Source organism: Clostridium beijerinckii (assembly GCF_008705175.1).
Classification (GTDB): Bacteria; Bacillota; Clostridia; order Clostridiales; family Clostridiaceae; genus Clostridium; species Clostridium beijerinckii.
The window spans coordinates 1,373,359-1,396,663 of the sequence record NZ_CP043998.1 but is presented as its reverse complement, the minus strand read 5'-3'; the positions used below and the strand labels follow the sequence as shown (position 1 = coordinate 1,396,663).

The window sequence follows — 23,305 nt, the reverse complement described above, 5'->3', positions numbered from 1 at the left end:
TACTAACTGCAGAATTCACCTCCAAAAATTACTTAGTAAGACCTGCATTATTGAAAAGTCTCTTAACTACTTCTGTTGGTTGTGCTCCATTAGATAACCATTCATTAGCTTTTTCTTCGTTGATTTTAACTTCAACTGGTTCAGTTAATGGATTATAGTATCCAATTTCATCGATGAACTTACCATCTCTTGGTGCTCTTGAATCTGCAACAATTATTCTATAGAAAGGAGCTTTCTTAGCACCCATTCTTCTTAATCTGATTTTTACTGCCATTTTAATTTCACCTCCTTTAAAGGATAATAAATATATATTTTAACTCTAATGCTTAGAAAGGTAACTTGCCAAATAGGCCGCCTTTCTTTGCCTGCTTCTGGAATGACTTCATTTGCTTCATGTTCTTTTTCATCATTTCATAGCCCTTCATGAGTTTGTTAACTTCTTGTATATTAGTACCTGATCCTTTAGCTATTCTGCTTTTTCTTGATGGAGATTTTAGTATAAGACTTGGATTTCTTCTTTCTTTTAATGTCATTGATTGAATAATCGCCTTAGTCTTATCAAGAGCCTCAGTCCCCTTATCAAAGTCAACTCCTTGAAGTTCCTTTGAATTTAAGCCAGGTATCATTTCCATAATTTTATTTAAAGGTCCAAGTTTTTTCATCTGTTCCATTGCCATTAGATAATCCTCAAAGTTAAATTCTTGATTTAACATTCTCTTACCTAAATCAGCTGCTTCCTTTTCATCAATGGCTTCCTGAGCTTTTTCAATAAGCGATAATACATCACCCATTCCTAAAATTCTTGATGCCATTCTATCAGGATGGAACACTTCAAAATCATTCATTTTTTCGCCAACACCGGCATATTTGATTGGCTTATCAATTATAGTCTTAATTGACAGTGCAGCTCCACCTCTAGTATCACCATCTAGTTTTGTTAAAATAACTCCACTTAAATCTAAATCATTATTAAAGTTTTCTGCAACATTAACAGCATCTTGACCTGTCATAGCATCAACAACTAATAATATTTCTGATGGGTTTACATTATCTTTTATATTTTTTAGTTCCTGCATTAATTCTTCATCAATGTGAAGTCTACCTGCAGTATCTATGATAACTACATTATTTCCATTATCTTTTGCATGAGTGATTGCATTCTTTGCAATTTCAACAGGGCTTACTTTATCTCCCATCGAAAATACTGGAATTTCGATTTGTTTTCCTACAACTTCTAATTGCTTTATAGCTGCTGGTCTATAAATATCGCAAGCTACTAATAATGGCTTTTTATTATTTTTTCTAAGGTTTAGCGCAAGTTTACCACACATAGTAGTTTTACCTGCTCCTTGTAATCCAACTAACATTATAACTGTAAGTCCTGAACTACTATAATTAAGTTTACTTTCAGTTCCACCCATAAGATTAGTAAGTTCTTCATTAACTATCTTTATTACATGTTGTCCTGGTGTTAGACTTTCAAGAACTTCACTTCCAACACATTTAGAACTAACAGAAGAAATAAATTGTTTAACAACTTTATAGTTAACATCTGCTTCTAGTAAGGCAAGCTTTACTTCTCTCATGGCTTCTTTTATATCTTTTTCAGTCAACTTTCCTTTACCTTTTAATTTTCTAAAAGTCTCCTGTAATTTTTCACCTAATCCTTCGAAAGCCATGTTTACTCCTCCTTATAAATTTTCTAGCTTTTCTTTATATTTTATAATATCCTCATCATCTATGGAATATTTATTTTTTAAGTGTTCTAAAAAATTCATAATTTCCTTTTTTCTATTTATACTCTTTTGAAGTAAGTTAAGTTTACTTTCATAGGAGAGAAGTTGTTTATAACATCTTTTGATTAAATCATGAATAGCCTGACGACTCGTTTGATTAAGCTCAGCTATTTCAGCTAACGATAAATCATCATTATAATACCACTGCATAATTTCACTTTGCTTTTCTGTTAATAACGGACCATAAAAATCCATAAGTAACGAAATCTCAACTCTATCTTCCATTTAATCACCTTACCCACAAAAGAGATTTTAACAGGATTACTTCAAAGTGTCAAGTATTTTTACTTAACACTTTGATTTTTTTACACCAATGCTCTATATCTCAAGTTTCTTGATGCAATTAATGACTTTTAAATTATTTATATTTTATATACTCATAACCAAAAACCTTGAACTCCTGATGTTTCCAATAAATATTTACATATTTTCATATGTAAATTTAAAAATATGAATCTTTAAAACTATTTTTATATAAATCTATGTACCTTTAAAAATGTGTTTATAGAAATATATTTTCATATAAATATTCAAACATAGTTTAATTTTTATATATTTTTCTAGAAATATTTTTAAGGCACATGAAAGAAAATAATAGACCAAACATATTGGCCTATTATTTCTTATCTAACCCTATATTAATGCTTCAGCAAATCCTTCTGCATCAAATTTTTGAAGATCATCAATACCTTCCCCAACTCCTATGTATCTAACAGGAATATTTAAGCCTTGCTTTATAGATAAAACAACACCACCTTTTGCTGTTCCATCTAATTTAGTTAATATTATTCCGTCTATCGGACAAGCTTCCATGAACTGTTTTGCTTGAATAACAGCATTTTGACCTGTTGTTGCATCTAAAACTAGTAACGTTTCTTTTCTATAGCCTTGCAATTCCCTGTCAATTATTCTGTTTATCTTTTCAAGCTCATTCATTAAGTTCTTCTTATTATGAAGCCTTCCAGCCGTATCACATATTAATAGATCAACATTTCTAGCCTTTGACGCTTCTATTGCATCGAAAACAACCGCAGCCGGATCCGATCCTTCCTGATGTTTAACTATATCAACTTCGGCTCTAGAGCTCCATACTTCAAGCTGATCAATAGCAGCAGCTCTAAATGTATCAGCTGCAGCCAGTAATACTTTTTTTCCTTCTTGTTTATTCTTTGCTGCAAGTTTTCCTATAGATGTAGTTTTACCAACACCATTTACCCCAATTATAAGCATTACTTTCTTTTCTTTTTCGTCATCTTCATATGTACCTTCAAGTAATATATCTCTAATCACTTCCTTTAATGCCGGTTTTACTTCTTGAGGATCGTTTATTTTTTCTTTTCTGATTTTCCCCCTTAATCTTTCTATAATATCTACTGTTGTGTCCATACCGATATCAGACATGATTAATATTTCTTCTAATTCCTCATATAAATCCTCATCTATAGTTACTGCCAAATTTAAGGCCTCATTTATCTTATCGGTCAATCCATCTCTTGTCTTTGCTAATCCCTCTTTTAGTTTATTAAATAAATTTCCAAACAAATTCATTTCCTCCTAATTAAAATTTTCTACTCAAGTGAAACTTGATTTAAGATAAGTCATCTCATCTTAAATCTTAGTCTAACTAATCCAGAAGCTTGCAGCCGTTACCTCTCACTAAAAGTAGGAGGTTTACGGATGCTAGCTATCGGAAAAGTCTACTGAAACTACCTTTGATACACCTTTTTCTTCCATTGTTACTCCATATATAATATCACTTACCTCCATAGTTCCCTTTCTATGAGTTATAATTATAAATTGAGTATTTTTAGAAAACATTTTTAGGAACTCTGCATACCTATATACATTTGCATCATCTAAAGCCGCTTCTATTTCATCCAATATACAGAAAGGCGTTGGTTTCATCTTTAAAATTGCAAAAAGTAAAGCTATTGCAGATAGAACCTTCTCTCCACCAGACATCAGATTAATATTTTGAAGTTTTTTTCCTGGCGGCTCTACATTTATGTCAATATTGGCTGTAAGCTCATCACCTTCACCTAAAATAAGTTCAGCGCTTCCACCTTTAAACAAATCTTTAAAAGTTTTATCAAAATTATAATTCAATATTTTGAAGTTTTCTTTAAATAAACTTTTCATTTCATTAGTCATTTCTTCAATAACGGCATTTAATTCCCTTTTGGCATTTTCTAAATCCTCTGCCTGAGTAGACATAAACTCATACTTTTCTTTAATTTCTTCGTACTCTTCTATTGCTGCTAAATTTACTACTCCAAGTTTTGTTATCTTTCCTTTAGTAACAAAAATTTCTTGTTTCAAAGCTTCCTCATCAACTACTGGCTCACATTTATCTAATGCCTCTGCATAAGTTAATTCTAACTCTTCATTAAGTTTCTTATAAACATGCTCCCTATCATTTTCTTTCTTAGCTTTAATTACTTCTCGCTTATTAACTTCCATTTCTTTTAAGCTTACTTCATCCAAAATACCGCTTATTACATTATCTTTTTCTTTAAATTCTTGCTTTAACTTTTCTTTTAATATCTCATCATCTTTAAAGTTTACTTCTAAATTGCTGATATTAATATTATTTTCTTCAATATTCTTATTCTTAGCCTTTATATCTAAATTTAAACTTTCAATATTTTTTTTATTTTCCTCATTTTCATTATTTAAAAGTTCATTTTTAATCTCTAAATCCTTAATTTCTTTTTCTATTCTTAAAAATTCATTCTTTTTATTTTCTATTGCCTCATCCAACTTAGCCTTACTGATTTTCATTTCTGTAAGCTTAGTATCGCTATCGTTAACTTCTTGAACTTTGATTTTCATTAACTGTTCCAGTTCTATACTTTTGCTCTTGTTAGCTGTATTTTCACTTTCAATCACCTGAACTTCAGATTCTTTAGCTCTAATCTTTTCTAATATAGCTTCTCTTTCACCTGCTATTCTTTTTATTTCTTCTTTAGCAGTTTCTAGATTTCTCTTTAACTTATCCGTATCAGACTGTAACCCTTTAATCTCACTTTCCTTTTTTGTAAGTTCAATATTTTTCTCATGAACTTCATCCCTTTTATTCAGCATATCCTCATCTAGGTCTTGTATTTCTTTCTTGATATCTTGAACTAGTATTTTCAATTCCTCATATTTCTCTTTTTTATTGCTTATATCTAATACTAATTCTTCAATTTCTCTTTTTCTACCTAGAACATTTGAATTTTTCCCCTTTATGCTACCACCTGTTAACGCTCCCCCTGGATTTATGATTTCTCCATCCAAAGTAACGATTCTATAATTATATTTTCCGATTCTTGCGATATTAAGAGCGCAGTCCATATCACTGCAGATTATTGTTCTTCCTAGAGAATAATCCATTATATTTTTATACTCTTTATCATAAGATATTATGTCACTTGCAATCCCAATATATCCATTAGCTTCAGTTATACTTCTATCTAGTTCTAACTTCTTTCCTTTTATAATATTTAAAGGTAAAAATGTCGCTCTTCCTAGACTATTTTTTTTCAAATATCCTATAAGAACTTTTGCTATTTCTTCATTTTTTGTTATAACATTTGAAATCGCAGCACCTAAAGCTATTTCTATAGCAACTTCATACTTTTTACCTACAGTGAAAATTTCACCTAAGACTTTAGTATCATTTGCAGCCGTAATTCTTTCCCTATGAATTGATTCCATTAAAGATTTTACCGACCTGTTATATCCCTCATAATGCTTTTCCAAGTTTTCTAACATTGATCTATTTGCATCAAGTTTTGTTAAAGTCCCACTTAATTCTCTAAGCTCATTTTCTTTTTTAGTTAAATTTGCTGATAGAGAACCTATTTTTTTCTTATGCTCTACTATTTGCATATTTAGCAATTTTATATTGTCTTTATTCTTTTCAATTTCATTGGTCAGGTCTTTATAAGTCGCTAAATTAATAACAATATTATTTTCTAGAAAAGATATAGACGAATTTAGGGTTTCTTTTTTCTCTTCTCTTAGCGAGAGATCTTTATTTAGCATAGTAATCTCATTCTTCATATCTGAGTTACTTCTTAAAAGTTCAAATTCACCTTCTCTTAGAGATTTTATTTCTTCATCTATACTTTTAAGTTCCTTAGAACTTTTTATATTGTTTTCTTCTAAATTTACTATATCTTCTTCTCTTAATCTTTGTTCCTTTAGTCTTTCACTCAATTCGCTTTCTAATAATTTCTTGTTTTCATTAAGCTGATTTACCTTAATTAAAATATCATCCAGCTCATAATTATTCCTATTGATCTTTTCTTCAAAACTCTTAATTCTTTCTTTATAAAGTTCTATACTTTTTTCATCTTCACTAACAGTTTCTTTTAAGCTATAATATTTCTCTTTTTCTTCTAAATTCTTCTTTTCTAGCTTTTCTATTTTCATCTCTAGTTCTTTAAGTTGTGACTTATAACTAGATACTTCTTTACGCTTATCTTCAATTTCTTTAATTTTTAAATTTAAATCTTCATTGAACCCTTTTAATTCTTCTTCCATTTTGTCTATGGTATGTACTATAAGTGATACTTCTTTTTTCTTCAAATTATTAGATAAGTCAGTAAATTCTAATGCTTTCTCTCTTTCAATCCTTAGGGGTTCTATTCTCTCTTCGTAAGTTGACAGAATATCATTTATTCTAACTAAATTTTCATCTGTATTGCTTAACTTTTTCTCTGCTTCTTCTTTTCTATTTTTAAACTTTACAATACCTGCAGCTTCCTCTAAGAGATTTCTTCTATCTTCTGGCTTACCACTTAATATAGCTTCAATCTTACCTTGTCCAATTAGTGAGTAACCTTCCTTACCAATTCCTGTATCCATAAAAAGATTTATTACGTCTTTTAGCCTGCACTTTGAATTATTTATTAAATATTCCGATTCTCCTGATCTAAATATTCTTCTTGATACAACTACCTCGTTATATTCTGTCGCGAGCTTTTCATCACTATTATCAAGGGTTAGTGAAACCTGAGCAAGGCCCACTGGCTTTCTAAACTGCGTTCCTGCAAATATTACATCTTCCATTTTTCCGCCTCTTAGAACCTTAACACTCTGTTCTCCCAGCACCCATCTTACCGCATCCGAAATATTACTCTTTCCACTTCCGTTAGGTCCTACAACAGCTGTAACGCCTTGTTTAAATTTTAATTCTGTTTTATCAGCAAAAGATTTAAATCCTCGTATTTCTAGAGATTTTAAAAACATGTGTCCTCTCCTTAAAAAGAAAATATACTAGGTAATAATGTTACAACAAAGATTACTATAATAAAAATAGTCATTGCAATCATCATTTTTTCTCTGGTCTTTTTTTTCATATTAAACAACTCCTTATTATAATTTAGTTTATAGTAAAGCTTATTAAATATCAATAATCCATATAAAAGAAAATACTAATTTAAACTTCTTAAATATAATCAACATTTTAAAAGCGAGAGTCTCCTCTCGCTAATATTCTATATCTAACTTTCTATTTTCTAGACAAAGTTTTATATGACCTCTTTCAATATTATCATCTTGTTTTACATCAATAACTTTCCCATTATCTTTAAGCTTATTGAAATATGTTTTCTTATTAGCATAAAGTTTACTTAAATCCCTTGAGTTAATATACAGAACTCCTTTTTTTTCTTCCGCCATATTTTCTAAAATGATATCTGACAATAAGCTGCCCTCAACTAATTCCCTAAACGATGGATGAAATGGGCCTGCCACTATATCCTTTCCTTCATTTATACTTTCTGTCGGCTGAAGACCAATTCTTATTACGTTGATGTTATGCTTTTTATACATATCATACATAACCTTACTTACATTAACGGCCTCTTCAAGAGAATATGGAATGTACTCGTTATTAATATACATTCTTTCCATTGGAGTATCTTTTATAACTAACGACGGATATATTCTACAAATATCTGGATTCATCTTAATTGATTCTTTAGTCGTTTCTATATCTCTTTCAAAAGTATCTCCTGGCAATCCAGGCATTATTTGATGTCCTAATATAAATTTATATTCTTTTATTAATTTAGATGCATCTATAACATCATGAACGCCATGTCCTCTGCCAGCTTTTTTCAACACTTCTTCATTTAGTGATTGAACTCCAAGTTCTATTATGTCAACTCCATACTCTTTAAGATATGTAAGTATGTAATCATTGATATAATCTGGTCTTGTAGAAAGTCTTATTTTATCTATAAGACCTTTTTCCTTAAACTCCTTAGCCACTTTTAGAAGTTCCCTTTGTTTTTCTTCCCTAATTCCTGTAAATGTACCACCAAAAAATGAAATTTCAATAGTTGCATTTTTATTCTTTATAGTTTCTAGATAATCATTTATTGTTGTAATTACGGAACTTGCCGTAACCTCTTCATCATCAACACCTGTTATTCTATCCTGATTACAGAATACGCAATTATGCGGACATCCTTCATGAGGTACAAATATCGGTATTATATAATAATTTTTACTCATGCTTACCTTCCAATATATCTAATGCCTGTTTAGCTGCATTTTGTTCTGCTTCTTTTTTACTATAGCCTGAACCTTCACCCATTAATTTTTTATCTATCACTACATTTGTAAAGAATTTTCTTCTGTGAGGTGGTCCTTCAAATTTTGTAAGCTCATATTGAATTACTACTTCTCCATCTTTTTGAAGAAGCTCTTGAAGCTTTGTCTTGAAATCTAATACAATTTCATTATTTATTGCTTTATTTATTATCTCTTCAAAATGAAGCAATATAAAATCTCTTACAAAACCAATGCCTTTGTCTAAATAAACAGCAGCAATGATTGCCTCAACAGCATCTGCTTGTATTGAAATCCTTTCTCTTCCGCCTGTAATTTCTTCACCTTTACTCATTCTAATATAAGATCCTAAGTTTATCTTTTTTGCAATTTCGTAAAGAGAATTTTCACAAACTATCAAGCTTCTTATTTTTGTCAGCTCACCTTCTGTTTTATGTTTGTAATTATTAAAAAGGTATTCTGTAATACAAAGCTGCAATACTGAGTCTCCTAGAAATTCAAGCCTTTCATTATACTCCGCATCCTTGAATTGATTTCCAAAAGAGCTATGAGTAAGAGCTGTTTTTAGTAATGTGTGGTTATTAAAAAAAACCCCTAAATTTTCTTCTATTTCTTTAAGTGTATATCTATTCATGTATTCCACTCCTTGAAGTTTATTCTTCAACTTGCTAACTTATTGCTATATACTTCTCATAACAAATTCAAGAATAAACTATTAATTTGATATTTTAGTTACTATAATGATTTTTCTTCCTAAATTCCAACTAAAAACATCGTTATCATAGACAGTAACATTTGTACGCCAATATATTACTAAAGTACATTTCTCACTAAAATCTATTTTAAAATGATTTTAAATTTAGTTCTCACTTTGTAAAATATAAAATCCCGCAAGATGCGGGATTATTTTATTCTTCGTGATGAGCTTTTACGTAATTGACAACATCTCCAACTGTTTTGAAGTTTTCAACGTCTTCGTCAGGTATTTCCATATCTAGTTCATCTTCTAGAGCCATTATAAGCTCAACTATATCTAATGAGTCCGCATTTAAATCTTCAATAAATGATGCTTCCATAACAACGCTTTCTACATCGATACTTAATTTATCAGCAATAATTGCTTGGATCTTTTCAAACATTTGTTTCACCTCCCAAGTTCTACATTTAGATAATATTATATATTGTTTAAATCGTCAATATTAGTTTCAATATATTTTAACTAATTTTCCGAAGAAAATTCATTTCTTATATCTTTTAATACATTATTATCATAGAAAATTTTAGTTTGTTTAATGGAATTCTTAAACGCTCTTGCATCAGAACTGCCATGAGCTTTTATACAAATTCCATCAACCCCCAAGAACGGAGCTCCACCATATTCCTTATAATCAAACTTTTTCATTATATTTTTTAGCACAGGTTTTAGCAGAACCACCCCTATTTTAGATATAATCGACGATTTAAGCACCTCATCTTTAATTATACCTAATATACTCGAAGCCGATCCTTCATACATCTTCAAAGCTGTATTCCCCACAAAACCATCACTTACTAAAATATTAGTGTCACCAGTAGGTATTTCTCTTGGCTCTATATTCCCTTTGAAGTTTATGGAACTTTCTTCCTTCAAAAGCTTAAAAGCAGCTTTTGTAAGTTCATTTCCTTTTTCTTCTTCTTCTCCAATATTTATAAGTCCTATAGTCGGGTTTTTAACATTGAAAACCTTTTGATAATATATTTTTCCCATCTTTGCAAATTGCACCAAAAATGAAGGTTTGCAATCTACATTAGCACCAACATCTACTATCATAAACTTTCCACGTCTCCCGGGCATTATAGGTGCAAGAGCAGGCCTTTCTATTCCTTTAATTCTACCTATTATCAGCGTACACCCAGCTAAAAATGCACCTGTACTGCCTCCTGATACAACAGCATCACAAATACCTTCCTTAACTAAGTTTAAAGCCTTAACTATACTTGAATCTTTCTTCTTTCGCAAAGCCATAACAGGATGCTCATTAGTTGAAATTACTTCCTTTGCATCTACCACAATAACTTTTTCCTTGGGATAAGTATATTTAGCTAATTCTATATTTAGAACCTCTTCTGGACCTGTAATATATAATTGGATATCATCATATGCCTTAAGAGCTTGAATAGCACCATCTATTACTGCTACAGGTGCATTATCTCCCCCCATGCCATCTATAGCTATTTTCAACTGAATACCTCCCTTCTTCCACTTTAATTATAAATAAATTAATTTAATTAATAAATAGAATATTTTCTTTTTTAGATAAAGATTATTTAACTTATACTTATGTGATATAGATAAACCAACTATAATCTATACTTATGCGTATAGATCACCGAAATGAATAACATACTTTTATTCCAGTTTCCAGGTAATTTTGATGGGTGATTCTAGGGCTGTAAAGTTGTACCCAAAGTGCTAGCCTCAAAGAACAAGCTTTGAACTAGCACATTTGGAACAACTTATAGCCAAAGAATCACATCCATCAAAATTACCAATGAAACATTCCACAAAAGTATATTACCCATTTCTAGTTGAGATATATTTCATAGTATAAATCTAACTTATAATTGGCTTATCTATATAGGGTTCCATATTGATACCAATACATATCTACTGTTCGAATTTCCTAAATACCAGCGATATTGAAATTTTATAAGTTTGAATATCATTGTGGAACCCTATAGTAAACCCAAAGTAGAAACATCTTTATTTCTCAGAACCATGAAAATTTCGCTAAGAAGTTTTAAGTATAAATTTAATAGCACAACATATATCTATATATATTTCTTTATATAAGAAAAGAAAGTCATAAAGACTTTCTTTTATTTTTCAGAAGCTACAACTTCCTTACCTTTATAATAACCACAATTTTTACATACTCTATGAGCAAGTTTCATTTCGTGGCATTGTGGACATTCAACTATGCCAGGTAAACTAGCTTTAAAAGTTTGAGCTCTTCTTGCTTTTACTTTAGCTTTTCCTGATTTTCTTGCTGGACAACCCATTCATTACACCTCCTTATTATCAAACAAACCTTTCAAGGCCTCAAAACGTATATCTACATCTTCTTTTTGACATGAACATGAATTGTGATTTAAGTTACATCCACATTCTTGACAAAGCCCTTTACAGTCGTTCTTGCAAACTCTTTTAATAGGTAGTGTTGAAATTATGCTACTTTCGACAATTTCTGTGATGTCTAAAACATCATCCATTACAACAATAGCTTCATCATCACCACTATCTCTATTAGTTGTAAACCTTTCTTCTATATCAATATCTATTGGATAGATAAAGGTATCTAAACATCTTGAACATATCATTTCTAAATCAGTTTTGATTTTAGCATTCAATATTAATATATCACCATCTGATAAGATATTCCCAACAACTTCAAAAGGTTTTATTGGTTTAATTATATCTCCTTCAAAATCAAATTGCGGTGCATCAAATATATAGTCAATTTTCTTGCTTCTATCTTTACCTGAAATAATATCTGAAATTTGTACTTTCATAAAATCACAGGATAACCATATAATAAAACTAATGTAAACTATATAATATCTCCTCTTTCACTCCTTAGCACATATATTTATAAAACAAACACAACTAATTATATAAATTGCGTGCTAAAAAGTCAAGAAATTTATTATAAATTCCTATTTCTCCATATGAAAGAAAATAACAAACTCATGATACAAATGTTTTTGTATCTATACTAACTGCTCCCCTTTACGTATATATTTTCTTCTATAAAGGAAGTACAGCCAAATATATTGTATAAAGCCATTGAAAAAACATGCTGATAAATTATAAATAAAAACCAATCAGCATGTTAACTCACTATTTTTTCAATTATGCCTTACTTAACTAATTCTAAAGTTTCTTTAGCAATCATTAATTCTTCGTTTGTAGGTATTACAACTACTTTTACCTTTGAAGTTTCTTTAGAAATTTCCATACCATCTCCGATATTATGACTTTCGTTCTTTTCTAAATCTACTTCTATTCCTAAGAATTCCATATTAGTTAAAGCTCTTGATCTTATTTCTGGAGCATGTTCTCCTATTCCTGCTGTAAATACAATTGCATCTACACCACCCATTACGGCAGCATAAGCACCTATTTGCTTCTTAACTTGATATCCGAATATATCCATTGTAAGTAATGCTCTAGGATCATTATCATTTTCCACTGCACTTCTAATATCTCTAAAATCTGTTCCTATTCCTGATATACCTAGAACCCCTGATTTCTTATTTAAGATATCATTTACTTCATCTATAGAATACCCTTTTTCTTTTACTAAATAAGTAACTATTGCTGGATCTATACTTCCAGATCTTGATCCCATTATAATACCATCTAATGGAGTGAATCCCATTGTAGTGTCTACAGATTTTCCACCATCAACAGCTGTAATACTTACACCATTACCTATATGACAAGTTACTATCTTTAAATCGCTTATGTCTTTATTCATCAATTTTGCCATTTCACCTGCTACATACTTATGAGATGTACCATGGAATCCATATCTTCTTACATGGTCTTCTGTGTATAATTCATATGGAAGAGCATACATAAATGCTTTTTCTGGCATAGTTTGATGGAATGCTGTATCAAATACTGCTACCATTGGAGTTTTTGGCATAAGAGCCTTACATGCATTTATTCCAATTATATTTGGAGGATTATGAAGTGGTGCTAATTTTGTAAATTCATCAAGCGCCTTAATTACTTCTTCATTAATTACTACTGAAGTTGCGTATTTTTCACCACCATGAACAACTCTATGTCCAACAGCTGATATCTCATCCATTGAACTTATTACACCATGGTTTTCATCAACTAAGCATTTTAAAACAAGTTCTATTGCATCTTGATGGTCTTTTAATGGCGTTTCAACTACATATTTATCTTTTCCTTCAACTTTTTGAGTCAATATTGACCCAGTAATTCCTATTCTTTCAACAAGTCCTTGAGCTAAAGACTCTTCATTACTCATATCAATAAGTTGATATTTTAGTGAAGAACTACCACAATTTATAACTAATACTTTCATAACTCTACTCTCCTTTTAACATTCAAACCTTTTGTATTTTTGTTTTAACAATCTATAAGCTAACTTACTTTAAATTATCTGTAAAAATAATACTTACTATTTGTTTGTTTGAGCTTGAACTGCTGTAAGCGCAACAACACTTACAATATCATCTGAGCTACAACCTCTTGATAAGTCATTGATTGGTTTTGCAAAACCTTGACAGATAGGTCCAATAGCTTCAGCATTTGCAAATCTTTGAACTAATTTATAGCCTATATTTCCAGCTTGTAAATCTGGGAATACTAAAACATTAGCTTTTCCAGCAACAGTACTTTCTGGTGCCTTTTGAGCTGCTACTTTTCCAACTATAGCTGCATCTAATTGTAGTTCACCATCTATATCTAAGTCAGGTCTCATTTCTTTTGCTTTTTGAGTAGCATTTCTAACCTTATCAACTAATTCATTATCAGCACTTCCCATAGTAGAGAATGATAACATTGCCACCTTAGGTTCCATGTTACATAAATTCTTAGCTGTTTCTGCAGTAGCTATCGCAATTGCTGCTAATTGATCCTCGTTAGGGTTAGGGTTAACTGCACAGTCTGAGAATATTAATGTTCCTTCTTCACCATAAGATGATCCTGGAACTTGCATTATAAAGAAGCTCGAAACAACAGATACCCCTGGTGCTGTCTTTATAATTTGTAATCCTGGTCTTAATAAATCTCCAGTTGTGTGAATTGCTCCTGATACCATTCCATCTGCATCATCTAATTTAACCATCATCGTACCAAAATATAGAGGATCTCTGACTATTTTATCTGCCTTTTCCATTGTAACGCCTTTTGTCTTTCTAAGTTCATAGAAGGCTTCAATATACTTTTCTAATTTATCTGATTCATTTGGATCAATAATCTCAATTCCTGATAAATTTACATCTAATTCCTTTGCCTTATTATTTATTTCTTCTTTGTTACCTATTAAAATTGGGTAAGCTAATCCTAATTTTTGTATTTTTTCTGCAGCTGCTATATTTCTTTCCTCGTTTCCCTCTGGAAGAACAATTTTTTGTTTATTTGATTGTGCTGCAGTCCATATTTTTTTCATAAGGTCCATAATCTATTTATCTCCTCTCTATATCCTATCTCTAATACTAATATACTCCTTTATCAGTGCTTTTTTCAACACAAATTCTCTATAAAATAGAAGTCTTTAGATTTGAAATAATCTAAATTGTCAGACAATACTCCTGTAAAATAACAATATAGGAAAAGTATAATTTTTAACAATTAAATTTTATTTAAAATTATTTTATAATTTATTATTAAACGCTATCAAATGTTTTAAATTATTGACCTAATATATGAAAAATACATGTCTATTTCATATTGTTTTCATTAACTTTTTCTTAAAAATCTATAGTATATTCATTCAACTAGCTGTGTATAATCTATTTTCTTGCCAATATTAAGCAATAATTAAAAATTCACCATTCTTTTAATGTTCTGAATATTTTTTAAACTACTTTTTAATAGAGTAATATTAAAAAAGTATATTTTTTAACAATAATTTTATAATATCTTATTGACATTTTACAAAAAATACACAACATATTAAACCTTAATAACTAATATTATAAAATTCCATAATATGCTATACTAGCTTTATAAAGGAGATGATTTTAATACTTACAGGAATAATTACAGAATATAATCCATTTCATAAAGGTCATGAATATCACCTTAGTAAAGCAAAATCCGACACAAACGCAGATGGCATAGTTTGTGTAATGAGTGGTAATTTTATGCAAAGAGGAATTCCAGCAATTATAGATAAATGGAAAAGAGCTGAAATGGCTATTAAAAATGGTGTTGATCTAGTTCTAGAGCTACCTCTAGTTTATTCCATTTCTTCTGCTGAACATTTTGCTTTCGGAAGCGTATCTCTTCTTAACTCGTTAGGCGTAATAGATCACTTATACTTTGGAAGCGAAGAAGGAAATGTATCTATATTAGAAGACATAGCCAAAGTTTTAGTTTCCGAGCCTTTAAATTATAAAAAACTTTTAAAAGATAATTTGGACTCTGGCTTACCTTTTCATTTGAGCCGAGCAAATGCACTTAAAGATTATTTAAACTCAAATAAATTATTAGATACAATATCAAATTCTAATAATATCTTAGGTATTGAATATATAAAATCTCTAATTCGTTTAAATAGCGCAATAGTTCCTAAAACCATCAAAAGAGAAGGTTCATTATATAACGATGTCAACATAAGCGCTTCATTTGCTTCTGCTACATCAATAAGAAAACATCTAAAAGAGAAATCTTTAAATGATTTAGCTGATATTATGCCAAAGGCGAGCTATGACATTCTGCTTAGTTTATCTTCTTCTAACTATCCTTTTATTTTTGAGGAAGATACCTTTAAATATATAAAATATAAATTACTCACTAACGAAAGATCTCTTTTAAATTTGCCAGATGTATCAGAGGGCATAGATAATAAAATATTAAAAGAAATTGTAAGATCCAATTCGCTTAACGAATTAATATTGAATTCAAAAAGCAAAAGATATACATACACGAGGATAAGTAGAATTCTTTTGCAAAGCTTTTTGAACCTTGAGAATTTTGATTTATTAAGCTTATCTAAGAGCCCCGCACCTTACGCAAGAGTTCTTGCTTTTAATTCTACAGGGCAAAGAATTCTAAAGAGTATAAAAGCTAATTCTAGTATAAATTTAATAACAAAGGTGCCAAGAAACAATCAATGTGATCATCTAAAAATAGATATCTTAGGAACAAAAGCATATTCACTGCTAAATCCAAAAATAAGTCCTATGGATGATTATTTAAAAGGGCCTTTTATAATATAGTAATATTTTACATAACCATGAGAATATAAATATTATTGATTGGAGTGATTTCATGATATATATTATTATCTTATGGTTTCTTATTATTAGCTTAATCTTTATTTTAATTAAACAACTTAATATCAAAAAAAATACTATCATTTGTATATTTATATCCGTCTTAATAGTTCTTTTTGTTTTAAACATAAACCAATGCATAGTCGCAGCTATTGATGGTTGTAAATTATGGTATAACTCAATATTGCCAACCACCTTTCCTTTTGTAGTTATATGTAATTTATTAATATACTACGATGGAATAAATCTTTATTCTAAATTTCTTGGGCCATTAATCTGCAAGCCATTAGGCCTTTCTAGAAATTGTTCCTTTCCAATCGTAGCAAGTATACTATGTGGCTATCCATTAGGTGCTAAATATTGTGTAGATTTATACAAGATGGAATATATAGATAGGAATGAATACGAAAGACTTTTAAACATAGCGTCTAACGTTGGTCCCCTGTTTTTAATCGGATCTGTTGCTGGAACTTTATTAGGGCATGTATCCTTAGGTTATATCTTGCTTCTAGGAAGCAATTTATCAATAATCATAATGGGATTTTTGACAAAAAAAAAGAGAAACTTAAATGCTCTAAGTTCTCTCCCTTGTCCTAAAAATGAAAGTATGAATTTCGGTAATGCTGTAAAAAATGCAGTTCAAAACGGAATAAACACCACATTATCTATAGGTGGTTTCATAATAATTTTTTCAGTTGTTATATCTCTCGTTAAAAACAATCCTTATATTCATATTGCATTTAGGCAGCTAGATAATGTTTTAAAACTGCCTTCCCAAACTTTATACAGTATATTTTTAGGAAGCATTGAAATGACTAATGGGTGCAGTATAATCTCTCCCCTAGAAATTCCTATCCCCTTGAAGCTTGGTATAATAAGCTTTTTAACTTCATTTTCTGGTCTTGCGGTAATCGCACAAGTAAGTTCTTTCGTAAGCGATACTAAGATAAATTATAGCAGATATATTTTTTTAAAAGTAATCCAAGGAATCGTTAGTTTTATTATAACTTATGGGTTATGCAAAGTGTTTCCTACAAGTATTTATACATCAAACTTACAAATGAGCCATTCTTCAAGTTTATTTATATATATATATCCTGCATTAACTATACTGTTATTAACACTTTTATTAAGTATATTTAATAGAACCTTGAAATTATTTTTTCATACCGCGTAATTCTTTAATGTTCTCTTTTATAACATCGCATGTACCAGTTAAATTTGTATCTATCTCTTTAGCTACTACTTCAAAACTTTCTTGAAGGCTTTTTATTAATTTTATTTTGTGTTCTTCTAATTCCTGATCTAATTGGGTTAATATTTCATCAGAATAATCCCTAGACCCTAATCTTATAGCCTTGGCCTCTCTCTGTGCTGAGGCTATAATTTCTTGTGCTCTCCCCTTGGCTTCCCTCACTATATCGTGATTCTCGACATTCTGTCTCATCATAGTCATTGTTTCTTTTCTAACAGAATCATACTCTTTTTTAGCTTCATTAAGGATTCTTTCTCTCTCGTTCATAACCCATTCAGCTTTTTTAAATTGATCAGGCATATAGTTAATTATTTGATCTATTACATCAACAACTTCTCTTTTATCTATCATAACTTTACCGCTCATTGGCACTTTAGGTGAATTTTCCACCAAGTCTTGTAAATATTCTAATAACTCTATTATATTTACCTCCATTTTTTCCATAAAAACACTCCTTAGATATTTATTCTATAAATGATCAAAATACCAGGAACAAATCTTAATCTAGTATTTTTAATTGTTTTTAGTATTATTAATATCATTAATTTTAAGTCAATGCAGCTGCTTAAACACAGCACATTCTAATTATGAAAATACTTTTCCTTAAAAAATCACCATTTATAGATTTATTCTGGACATTATATCTGAAATAATTTCATTGGGAACAAGTCCACTAATATCTCCTCCAAACCTTGCCACCTGCTTAACAGTTGAGGAACTAATATGTATATTTTTAGCCGATGACATCATACATACAGTTTCGGTATCATCATCTAATTCTTTATTAATAAACGCCATTTGAAATTCATACTCAAAATCAGAAGCTGTTCTTAATCCCTTTAATATTATATTAGTCTTACATTCTTTTAGAAAATTAACTAAAAGCCCATCAAAGCTTCGTATTTCAACATTCTCAATATCTCTTGTCACTCTTTTTATAAGTTCAACTCTTTCGCTGCTTTCAAAAAGATATTTCTTATCAACATTAACTAATACTGCAACTATTACTTTATCAAAGACCTTTGCTCCTCTTTTTATAATATCGAGATGTCCATTTGTTATAGGATCAAAGCTCCCAGGGTACACTGCAACTCTCATTGTTTACTTCTCCTCATGCTTGTAATAACATACTGTTGTATTTCCATACTTCTTACTTTTTGTTAATCTTATATCTTTATACCCTTCATAAATCTCTTCAATGGTATCTATTTTAGTAACTATTATTCCATCATTCTTTAAAATTTCATTATCCTTAACAATTTTCATAGCTTCTGGAATCATTTCTTTGCAATAAGGTGGATCAATAAATATTATGTCAAATTTCTTTCCCTTCTTCGCAAGATTCTTTAAGCCTTCATAAGCATCTATATTCATAGGAAAACAGAAATCTTGAAATTTAAGGCTTTCTACATTTTCCTTTAATAAAGGAAAAGTCACAGAGCTTTTATCAAATAAATAAACTTCACTTGCCCCTCTGCTTGCCGCTTCTAATCCAAGGCTTCCTGTCCCAGCAAAAACGTCTACAACTACTGCCTCTGGTATATACATTTGAACTGAACTAAACATAGCCTCTTTAACTCTATCTAATGTAGGTCTTGTTTCCATTGTAGCTGGAGGTATTAATTTATGTCCTCTTGCTCTTCCTGCTATTATTCTCAAAATTTTATTCCTCCTAAAATAAGCATATAAGAAAATCTACTCTCTAGATTTTTAATTTACAATTTAAAATTAAACTCAGTTGCACACTCCGTGCTCTTTTTATAGGTGAAATGATCCTAATTGCGCTTCGCGCTCTTTTCATAGGCAAAATGATCTTAATTGCACTTCGTGCTCTTTTCATAGGCAAAATGATCTTAATTGCACTTCGTGCTCTTTTCATAGGTGTATATTTTATATATTAACATATCTATACATAATATTTCAAATTAATTAAAGCAAATATATTTACTACTTTTTTCCAAATTTTTACTAAGTTCATTAATTATTTCCCTATTTACCTCAAATTCGTTTTGTAACATGTTATTCGCCTCTAATTTAGCACATCTTAAAATCTTCATATCATCATAAAGATTTGCAAGTACAAAGCCTTCATCACCACTTTGCTTCTTACCAAACATCTCTCCTGCACCTCTGAGTTCTAAATCTTTTTCTGATATTAGAAATCCATCACTACATTCTGTCATTATCTGCATCCTCTTTTTAGTCACATTACTTTTAGCCTTTGCTATTAATATACAATAAGATGAATACTGACCTCTTCCAACCCTTCCTCTTAATTGATGTAACTGCGACAATCCAAACCGTTCTGCATTTTCAACAATCATTACGGATGCATTGGGAACATTAACGCCTACTTCAATTACAGTTGTTGATATTAGAACATTAACTTCATTATTCTTAAATCTTTTTATTATTTCATCTTTTTCAGAGCCTTTCATTTTTCCATGAAGTATCTCAACCTTTAGTTCCTTAAAAATTCCACTGGTAAGTTTATTATATAAAGTTTCTACTGAATTTAACTCCTCTTTTTCATCCTCTTCAATAAGAGGGCATACAATATATACTTGTCGGCCTTTTTTTATCTCATCATATGCCAAATCATAAGCTATATCTCTTTGATTATCAGCATAAAATCTAGTATCTATTTTCTTTCTCCCAGGTGGCAGTTCATCAATTATAGATACATCAAGATCTGAATATAAGTATAATGCCAATGTTCTTGGAATTGGAGTAGCTGTCATAACTAAGCAATCAGCCCTTTTTCCTTTGTTTATAAGTTTACTCCTTTGCTCAACACCAAATCTATGCTGCTCATCAGTTACTATAAGCCCTAACTTTCCAAATTCAACATCATCTTGGAAAAGTGCATGAGTTCCTATTACTAAAATTGGTTCTTTAGTTCTAATTCTTTCTTTGATCCTCTGCTTTTCTTTTGCTGAAGTTGTTCCTGTTAATAATTCGATTTCTATATTAAATTCATCATAAACTTTCCTTGCTTCTTCAAAGTGTTGATTTGCAAGAATCTCTGTTGGAGCCATAAATGCACATTGATAACCATTTTTGATCACATTAAAAATAGCTATAAGTGCAATTATTGTCTTTCCACTACCAACATCTCCTTGTATAAGTCTATTCATTGATGAATTTGATTTTTGATCTCTCAATATTTCACGTATAACTCTTGTTTGAGCATTAGTAAGAGGAAATGGTAACTTCTCTTTAAATAAGCTAAGTTCATCTACCCACTGAAAAAGTATACCATTTTTGTTTTTCTTAATTTTATGTTTAAGAAGCAGTAACTTTAGTGAATATGTAAATAATTCCTGAAATTTAAGTCTTATTATAGCCTTTTCCAGCACTTCCTTATTATCAGGAAAATGGACGCTTCTAATAGCTTCATTTAATGAAATTAGAGAATATTTATCTAATATATTTTGCGGTAAATTCTCCTTAACTGCCATCTTGGACAAAATTTCATTAATTAATTTTTCAAACAACTTATTGCTTATATCACCTTTTAGAGGATATTTAGGTATGATCTCATTCGAAATAGCTTCTTCACATGTCACCATAGGATTAACCACCTCTAAAGTATTTCCTACCCTTTTAAATTTACCCATCAAATTATATATTTCTCCTATTTTAAAGGAGTTTTTTATATACCTTTGATTAAACCACTTTCCAGATACTTTATGTCCATTATAGTCAAATTCTACAGTTGTTAATAATTTACCAGTTTTAGTTTTTACATCGCTTCTAAATCTAATGACTTTACACTTTAAAATCTGCTTGTCTTCTCCTGTAATATTTTCAAATTCCACATTACTATCTACAAATTCATAATCTCTTGGAAAATATAACAGAATATCTAGTATATTAAAAATTCCACATCTATTTAATTTTTCTGTGGCCTTTGGGCCTACTCCTTTTAATGTTGAAATATTGCTATATATATCCAAAGCCCTTCTCTTCCTCCCTAAATAATAAGAGCACCTAGCATTAGGCGCCCTTACTATTTCTTATTCTACTGATATTAAAAAGTAATATAGTGGTTGATTTCCTTTGTAAAATTGAATATCTAAGTCGTCGTACTTTTCTTGTAGCTCAACTTCGAATTCATTTGCATCTTCATCACTTACATCTTCACCATAATATACAGTAATAAGTTCACTTTCATCATCTATCATATCTTCTAGAACTTTACCGGCAACAACCTTCTTGTCTTCGCCTACCTCTTTTATTTTACCTTCTACAAGTCCTAACATATTTCCTTGTTTAATATCTATTCCATCAATTTCTGTATCACGTACTGCATATGTCACCGAACCAGTTTTAACTACTTCAATTGCATCCTTTAAATTAGTGAAATTTTCTTCAACTTCAGAATCATGGTTAAACATTGTGGCACATGCTATTCCTTGAGGAATAGTTGTTGTAGGTACTACTAATATATTTTTACTTGATATTTCTGCCGCCTGATTTGCTGCCATAATTATATTCTTATTGTTCGGCATAATGAAAATATGTTCAGCATTTATTTTCTCAACAGCATCTAAAATATCCTGAGTAGACGGATTCATTGTCTGGCCACCTTCAATGACATAATCTATTCCTAAGTCCTTAAAGATATTTGAAATTCCATCTCCCATAGCAACTGTTATAAAGCCATACTTTTTCTTTTCGCCATCACCAACTTCATCTTCAGACGAAGTTTCTGTTAATTCCTTAGTATTTATTAATAACTCTCTGTGCTCTTCTCTCATATTATCAATCTTTATCTTTGATAATTCTCCTATAGCAACTGCCTTTGATAAGACTAATCCAGGATCATTAGTATGTATGTGCACCTTTATAACATCATCATATCCAACAACTATCATGGAATCTCCAAGGCTCTCTATCTCATTTTGGAAATCTTGTGCACGTTTAGCGTCACCAAGTATTATAAATTCAGTACAATACCCAAACTTTATATCAATTTCTTCTGTAGATTTAGCTAAAGTACCATTTGCGCCACTTATTTTTATATCACTTAATTCAGCTTTAATATCATTCTTTAATGCTTCAAACATACCTCTAAGTATAATGTAAAGCCCCATTCCGCCTGAATCAACTACTTTAGCCTTTTTTAGTGCGGGTAATAATTCTGGAGTTCTATCTAACATTTCTTTTGATTTAACTGTTATCTCTTCCATAAAGCCAACCATATCCTTAGCATCAGATGACACCGCTGCTTCAGCAGCGGCTCTAATTACAGAAAGTATAGTACCTTCAGTCGGTCTCATTACCGCTTTGTATGCTGACTTTGATCCCTCTGAAAAGGCTACTGCAAACTCCTTAATATCTACTTCTTTTTTTCCTTCTAGGCCTTTAGAAAAACCTCTAAGTATTTGCGATAATATAACACCAGAGTTACCCCTAGCTCCCATTAAAGCCCCTTTAGCTAATTTTTTTGATATTTCCCCTATAGAATCACTATCCATATCTTCTATCTCTTTAACTGCTGCCTTAAACGTCATAGACATATTAGTTCCAGTATCTCCGTCTGGAACAGGAAATACGTTAAGTGCATTTACGAAATCACTTTGCTCTAGCAATTTATTGCTAGCATTCACAACCATGTTATAAAAATCATGGCCATTTATCTTTGTATATTCCATTTAGT

At 30.4% G+C, this 23,305-nt stretch carries 20 protein-coding genes; 2 read left to right on the top strand and 18 right to left on the bottom strand.

All coding sequences use genetic code 11. The features are described 5' to 3' along the window. Positions 1-28 precede the first annotated feature (28 nt). The 13 genes from rpsP to pta all read right to left on the bottom strand — a co-directional run bounded on the left by rpsP (position 29) and on the right by pta (position 14,563). The gene (gene rpsP, locus F3K33_RS06330) at positions 29-274 is read right to left on the bottom strand and encodes a 30S ribosomal protein S16 (protein ID WP_008424801.1); all 246 of its coding nucleotides are present in this window, start codon (positions 272-274) and stop codon (positions 29-31) included. 52 nt (positions 275-326) lie between these two features. Next, entirely contained in the window at positions 327-1,679 is a 1,353-nt protein-coding gene (ffh, locus tag F3K33_RS06325; RefSeq protein ID WP_011968513.1) for a signal recognition particle protein, read from the bottom strand. 12 nt (positions 1,680-1,691) lie between these two features. Continuing rightward, positions 1,692-2,021, bottom strand: coding sequence for a putative DNA-binding protein (locus F3K33_RS06320; RefSeq protein ID WP_011968512.1), 330 nt, complete (start codon positions 2,019-2,021; stop codon positions 1,692-1,694). A 408-nt stretch (positions 2,022-2,429) separates the two neighbouring features. Next, positions 2,430-3,338, bottom strand: coding sequence for a signal recognition particle-docking protein FtsY (gene ftsY, locus F3K33_RS06315; RefSeq protein WP_023973327.1), 909 nt, complete (start codon positions 3,336-3,338; stop codon positions 2,430-2,432). 138 nt (positions 3,339-3,476) lie between these two features. After that, on the bottom strand, positions 3,477-7,034 hold the full coding sequence (smc, locus tag F3K33_RS06310; protein ID WP_039772269.1) for a chromosome segregation protein SMC: 3,558 nt from the start codon (positions 7,032-7,034) through the stop codon (positions 3,477-3,479). A 240-nt stretch (positions 7,035-7,274) separates the two neighbouring features. Further along, positions 7,275-8,306 (bottom strand): elongator complex protein 3, encoded by a 1,032-nt coding sequence (locus tag F3K33_RS06305; protein WP_039772271.1) that lies wholly within the window; start codon positions 8,304-8,306, stop codon positions 7,275-7,277. Next, on the bottom strand, positions 8,299-8,997 hold the full coding sequence (gene rnc, locus F3K33_RS06300) for a ribonuclease III (protein WP_011968508.1): 699 nt from the start codon (positions 8,995-8,997) through the stop codon (positions 8,299-8,301). The genes F3K33_RS06305 and rnc overlap by 8 nt, the downstream gene beginning before the upstream one ends. Before the next feature lie 274 nt (positions 8,998-9,271). Continuing rightward, positions 9,272-9,502, bottom strand: a complete 231-nt coding sequence (gene acpP, locus F3K33_RS06295) for an acyl carrier protein (RefSeq protein WP_009169140.1) — start codon at positions 9,500-9,502, stop codon at positions 9,272-9,274. Positions 9,503-9,582: 80 nt separating this feature from the next. After that, the gene (gene plsX, locus F3K33_RS06290) at positions 9,583-10,584 is read right to left on the bottom strand and encodes a phosphate acyltransferase PlsX (RefSeq protein WP_039772273.1); all 1,002 of its coding nucleotides are present in this window, start codon (positions 10,582-10,584) and stop codon (positions 9,583-9,585) included. A gap of 638 nt (positions 10,585-11,222) precedes the next feature. Then, on the bottom strand, positions 11,223-11,405 hold the full coding sequence (gene rpmF, locus F3K33_RS06285; RefSeq protein ID WP_011968506.1) for a 50S ribosomal protein L32: 183 nt from the start codon (positions 11,403-11,405) through the stop codon (positions 11,223-11,225). Between the two features lie 3 nt (positions 11,406-11,408). Further along, a complete protein-coding gene (locus F3K33_RS06280; protein ID WP_011968505.1) occupies positions 11,409-11,915 on the bottom strand; it encodes a YceD family protein in 507 nt (168 codons plus the stop codon). A gap of 347 nt (positions 11,916-12,262) precedes the next feature. Beyond that, complete coding sequence (locus tag F3K33_RS06275) at positions 12,263-13,465, bottom strand: acetate kinase (RefSeq protein ID WP_011968504.1); 1,203 nt, start codon at positions 13,463-13,465, stop codon at positions 12,263-12,265. Positions 13,466-13,561: 96 nt separating this feature from the next. After that, positions 13,562-14,563 (bottom strand): phosphate acetyltransferase, encoded by a 1,002-nt coding sequence (pta, locus tag F3K33_RS06270; RefSeq protein ID WP_011968503.1) that lies wholly within the window; start codon positions 14,561-14,563, stop codon positions 13,562-13,564. Between the two features lie 559 nt (positions 14,564-15,122). Here pta and F3K33_RS06265 point away from each other — a divergent pair. Next, positions 15,123-16,328 (top strand): nucleotidyltransferase, encoded by a 1,206-nt coding sequence (locus tag F3K33_RS06265; protein ID WP_039772275.1) that lies wholly within the window; start codon positions 15,123-15,125, stop codon positions 16,326-16,328. Between the two features lie 52 nt (positions 16,329-16,380). Then, positions 16,381-17,562 (top strand): dipicolinic acid transporter SpoVV, encoded by a 1,182-nt coding sequence (gene ylbJ / locus F3K33_RS06260; RefSeq protein WP_039772277.1) that lies wholly within the window; start codon positions 16,381-16,383, stop codon positions 17,560-17,562. On the opposite strand, the gene F3K33_RS06255 is transcribed toward ylbJ, so the two are convergent. From F3K33_RS06255 to F3K33_RS06235, 5 genes are all read right to left on the bottom strand, one after another. Then, positions 17,542-18,084: an ATPase gene (locus F3K33_RS06255; RefSeq protein WP_011968500.1), complete on the bottom strand. Its 543-nt coding sequence runs from the start codon at positions 18,082-18,084 to the stop codon at positions 17,542-17,544. The genes ylbJ and F3K33_RS06255 overlap by 21 nt on opposite strands. 174 nt (positions 18,085-18,258) lie before the next feature. Further along, positions 18,259-18,738 carry a pantetheine-phosphate adenylyltransferase gene (gene coaD, locus F3K33_RS06250; RefSeq protein WP_011968499.1) on the bottom strand — a complete coding sequence of 160 codons (480 nt, stop codon included), beginning with the start codon at positions 18,736-18,738 and terminating at the stop codon, positions 18,259-18,261. A gap of 3 nt (positions 18,739-18,741) precedes the next feature. Beyond that, a complete protein-coding gene (gene rsmD, locus F3K33_RS06245; RefSeq protein ID WP_011968498.1) occupies positions 18,742-19,299 on the bottom strand; it encodes a 16S rRNA (guanine(966)-N(2))-methyltransferase RsmD in 558 nt (185 codons plus the stop codon). A 266-nt stretch (positions 19,300-19,565) separates the two neighbouring features. Beyond that, positions 19,566-21,599 (bottom strand): ATP-dependent DNA helicase RecG, encoded by a 2,034-nt coding sequence (recG, locus tag F3K33_RS06240; RefSeq protein WP_039772280.1) that lies wholly within the window; start codon positions 21,597-21,599, stop codon positions 19,566-19,568. A gap of 60 nt (positions 21,600-21,659) precedes the next feature. Continuing rightward, a complete protein-coding gene (locus F3K33_RS06235) occupies positions 21,660-23,300 on the bottom strand; it encodes a fatty acid kinase ATP-binding subunit FakA (RefSeq protein WP_039772282.1) in 1,641 nt (546 codons plus the stop codon). Positions 23,301-23,305: the final 5 nt, after the last annotated feature.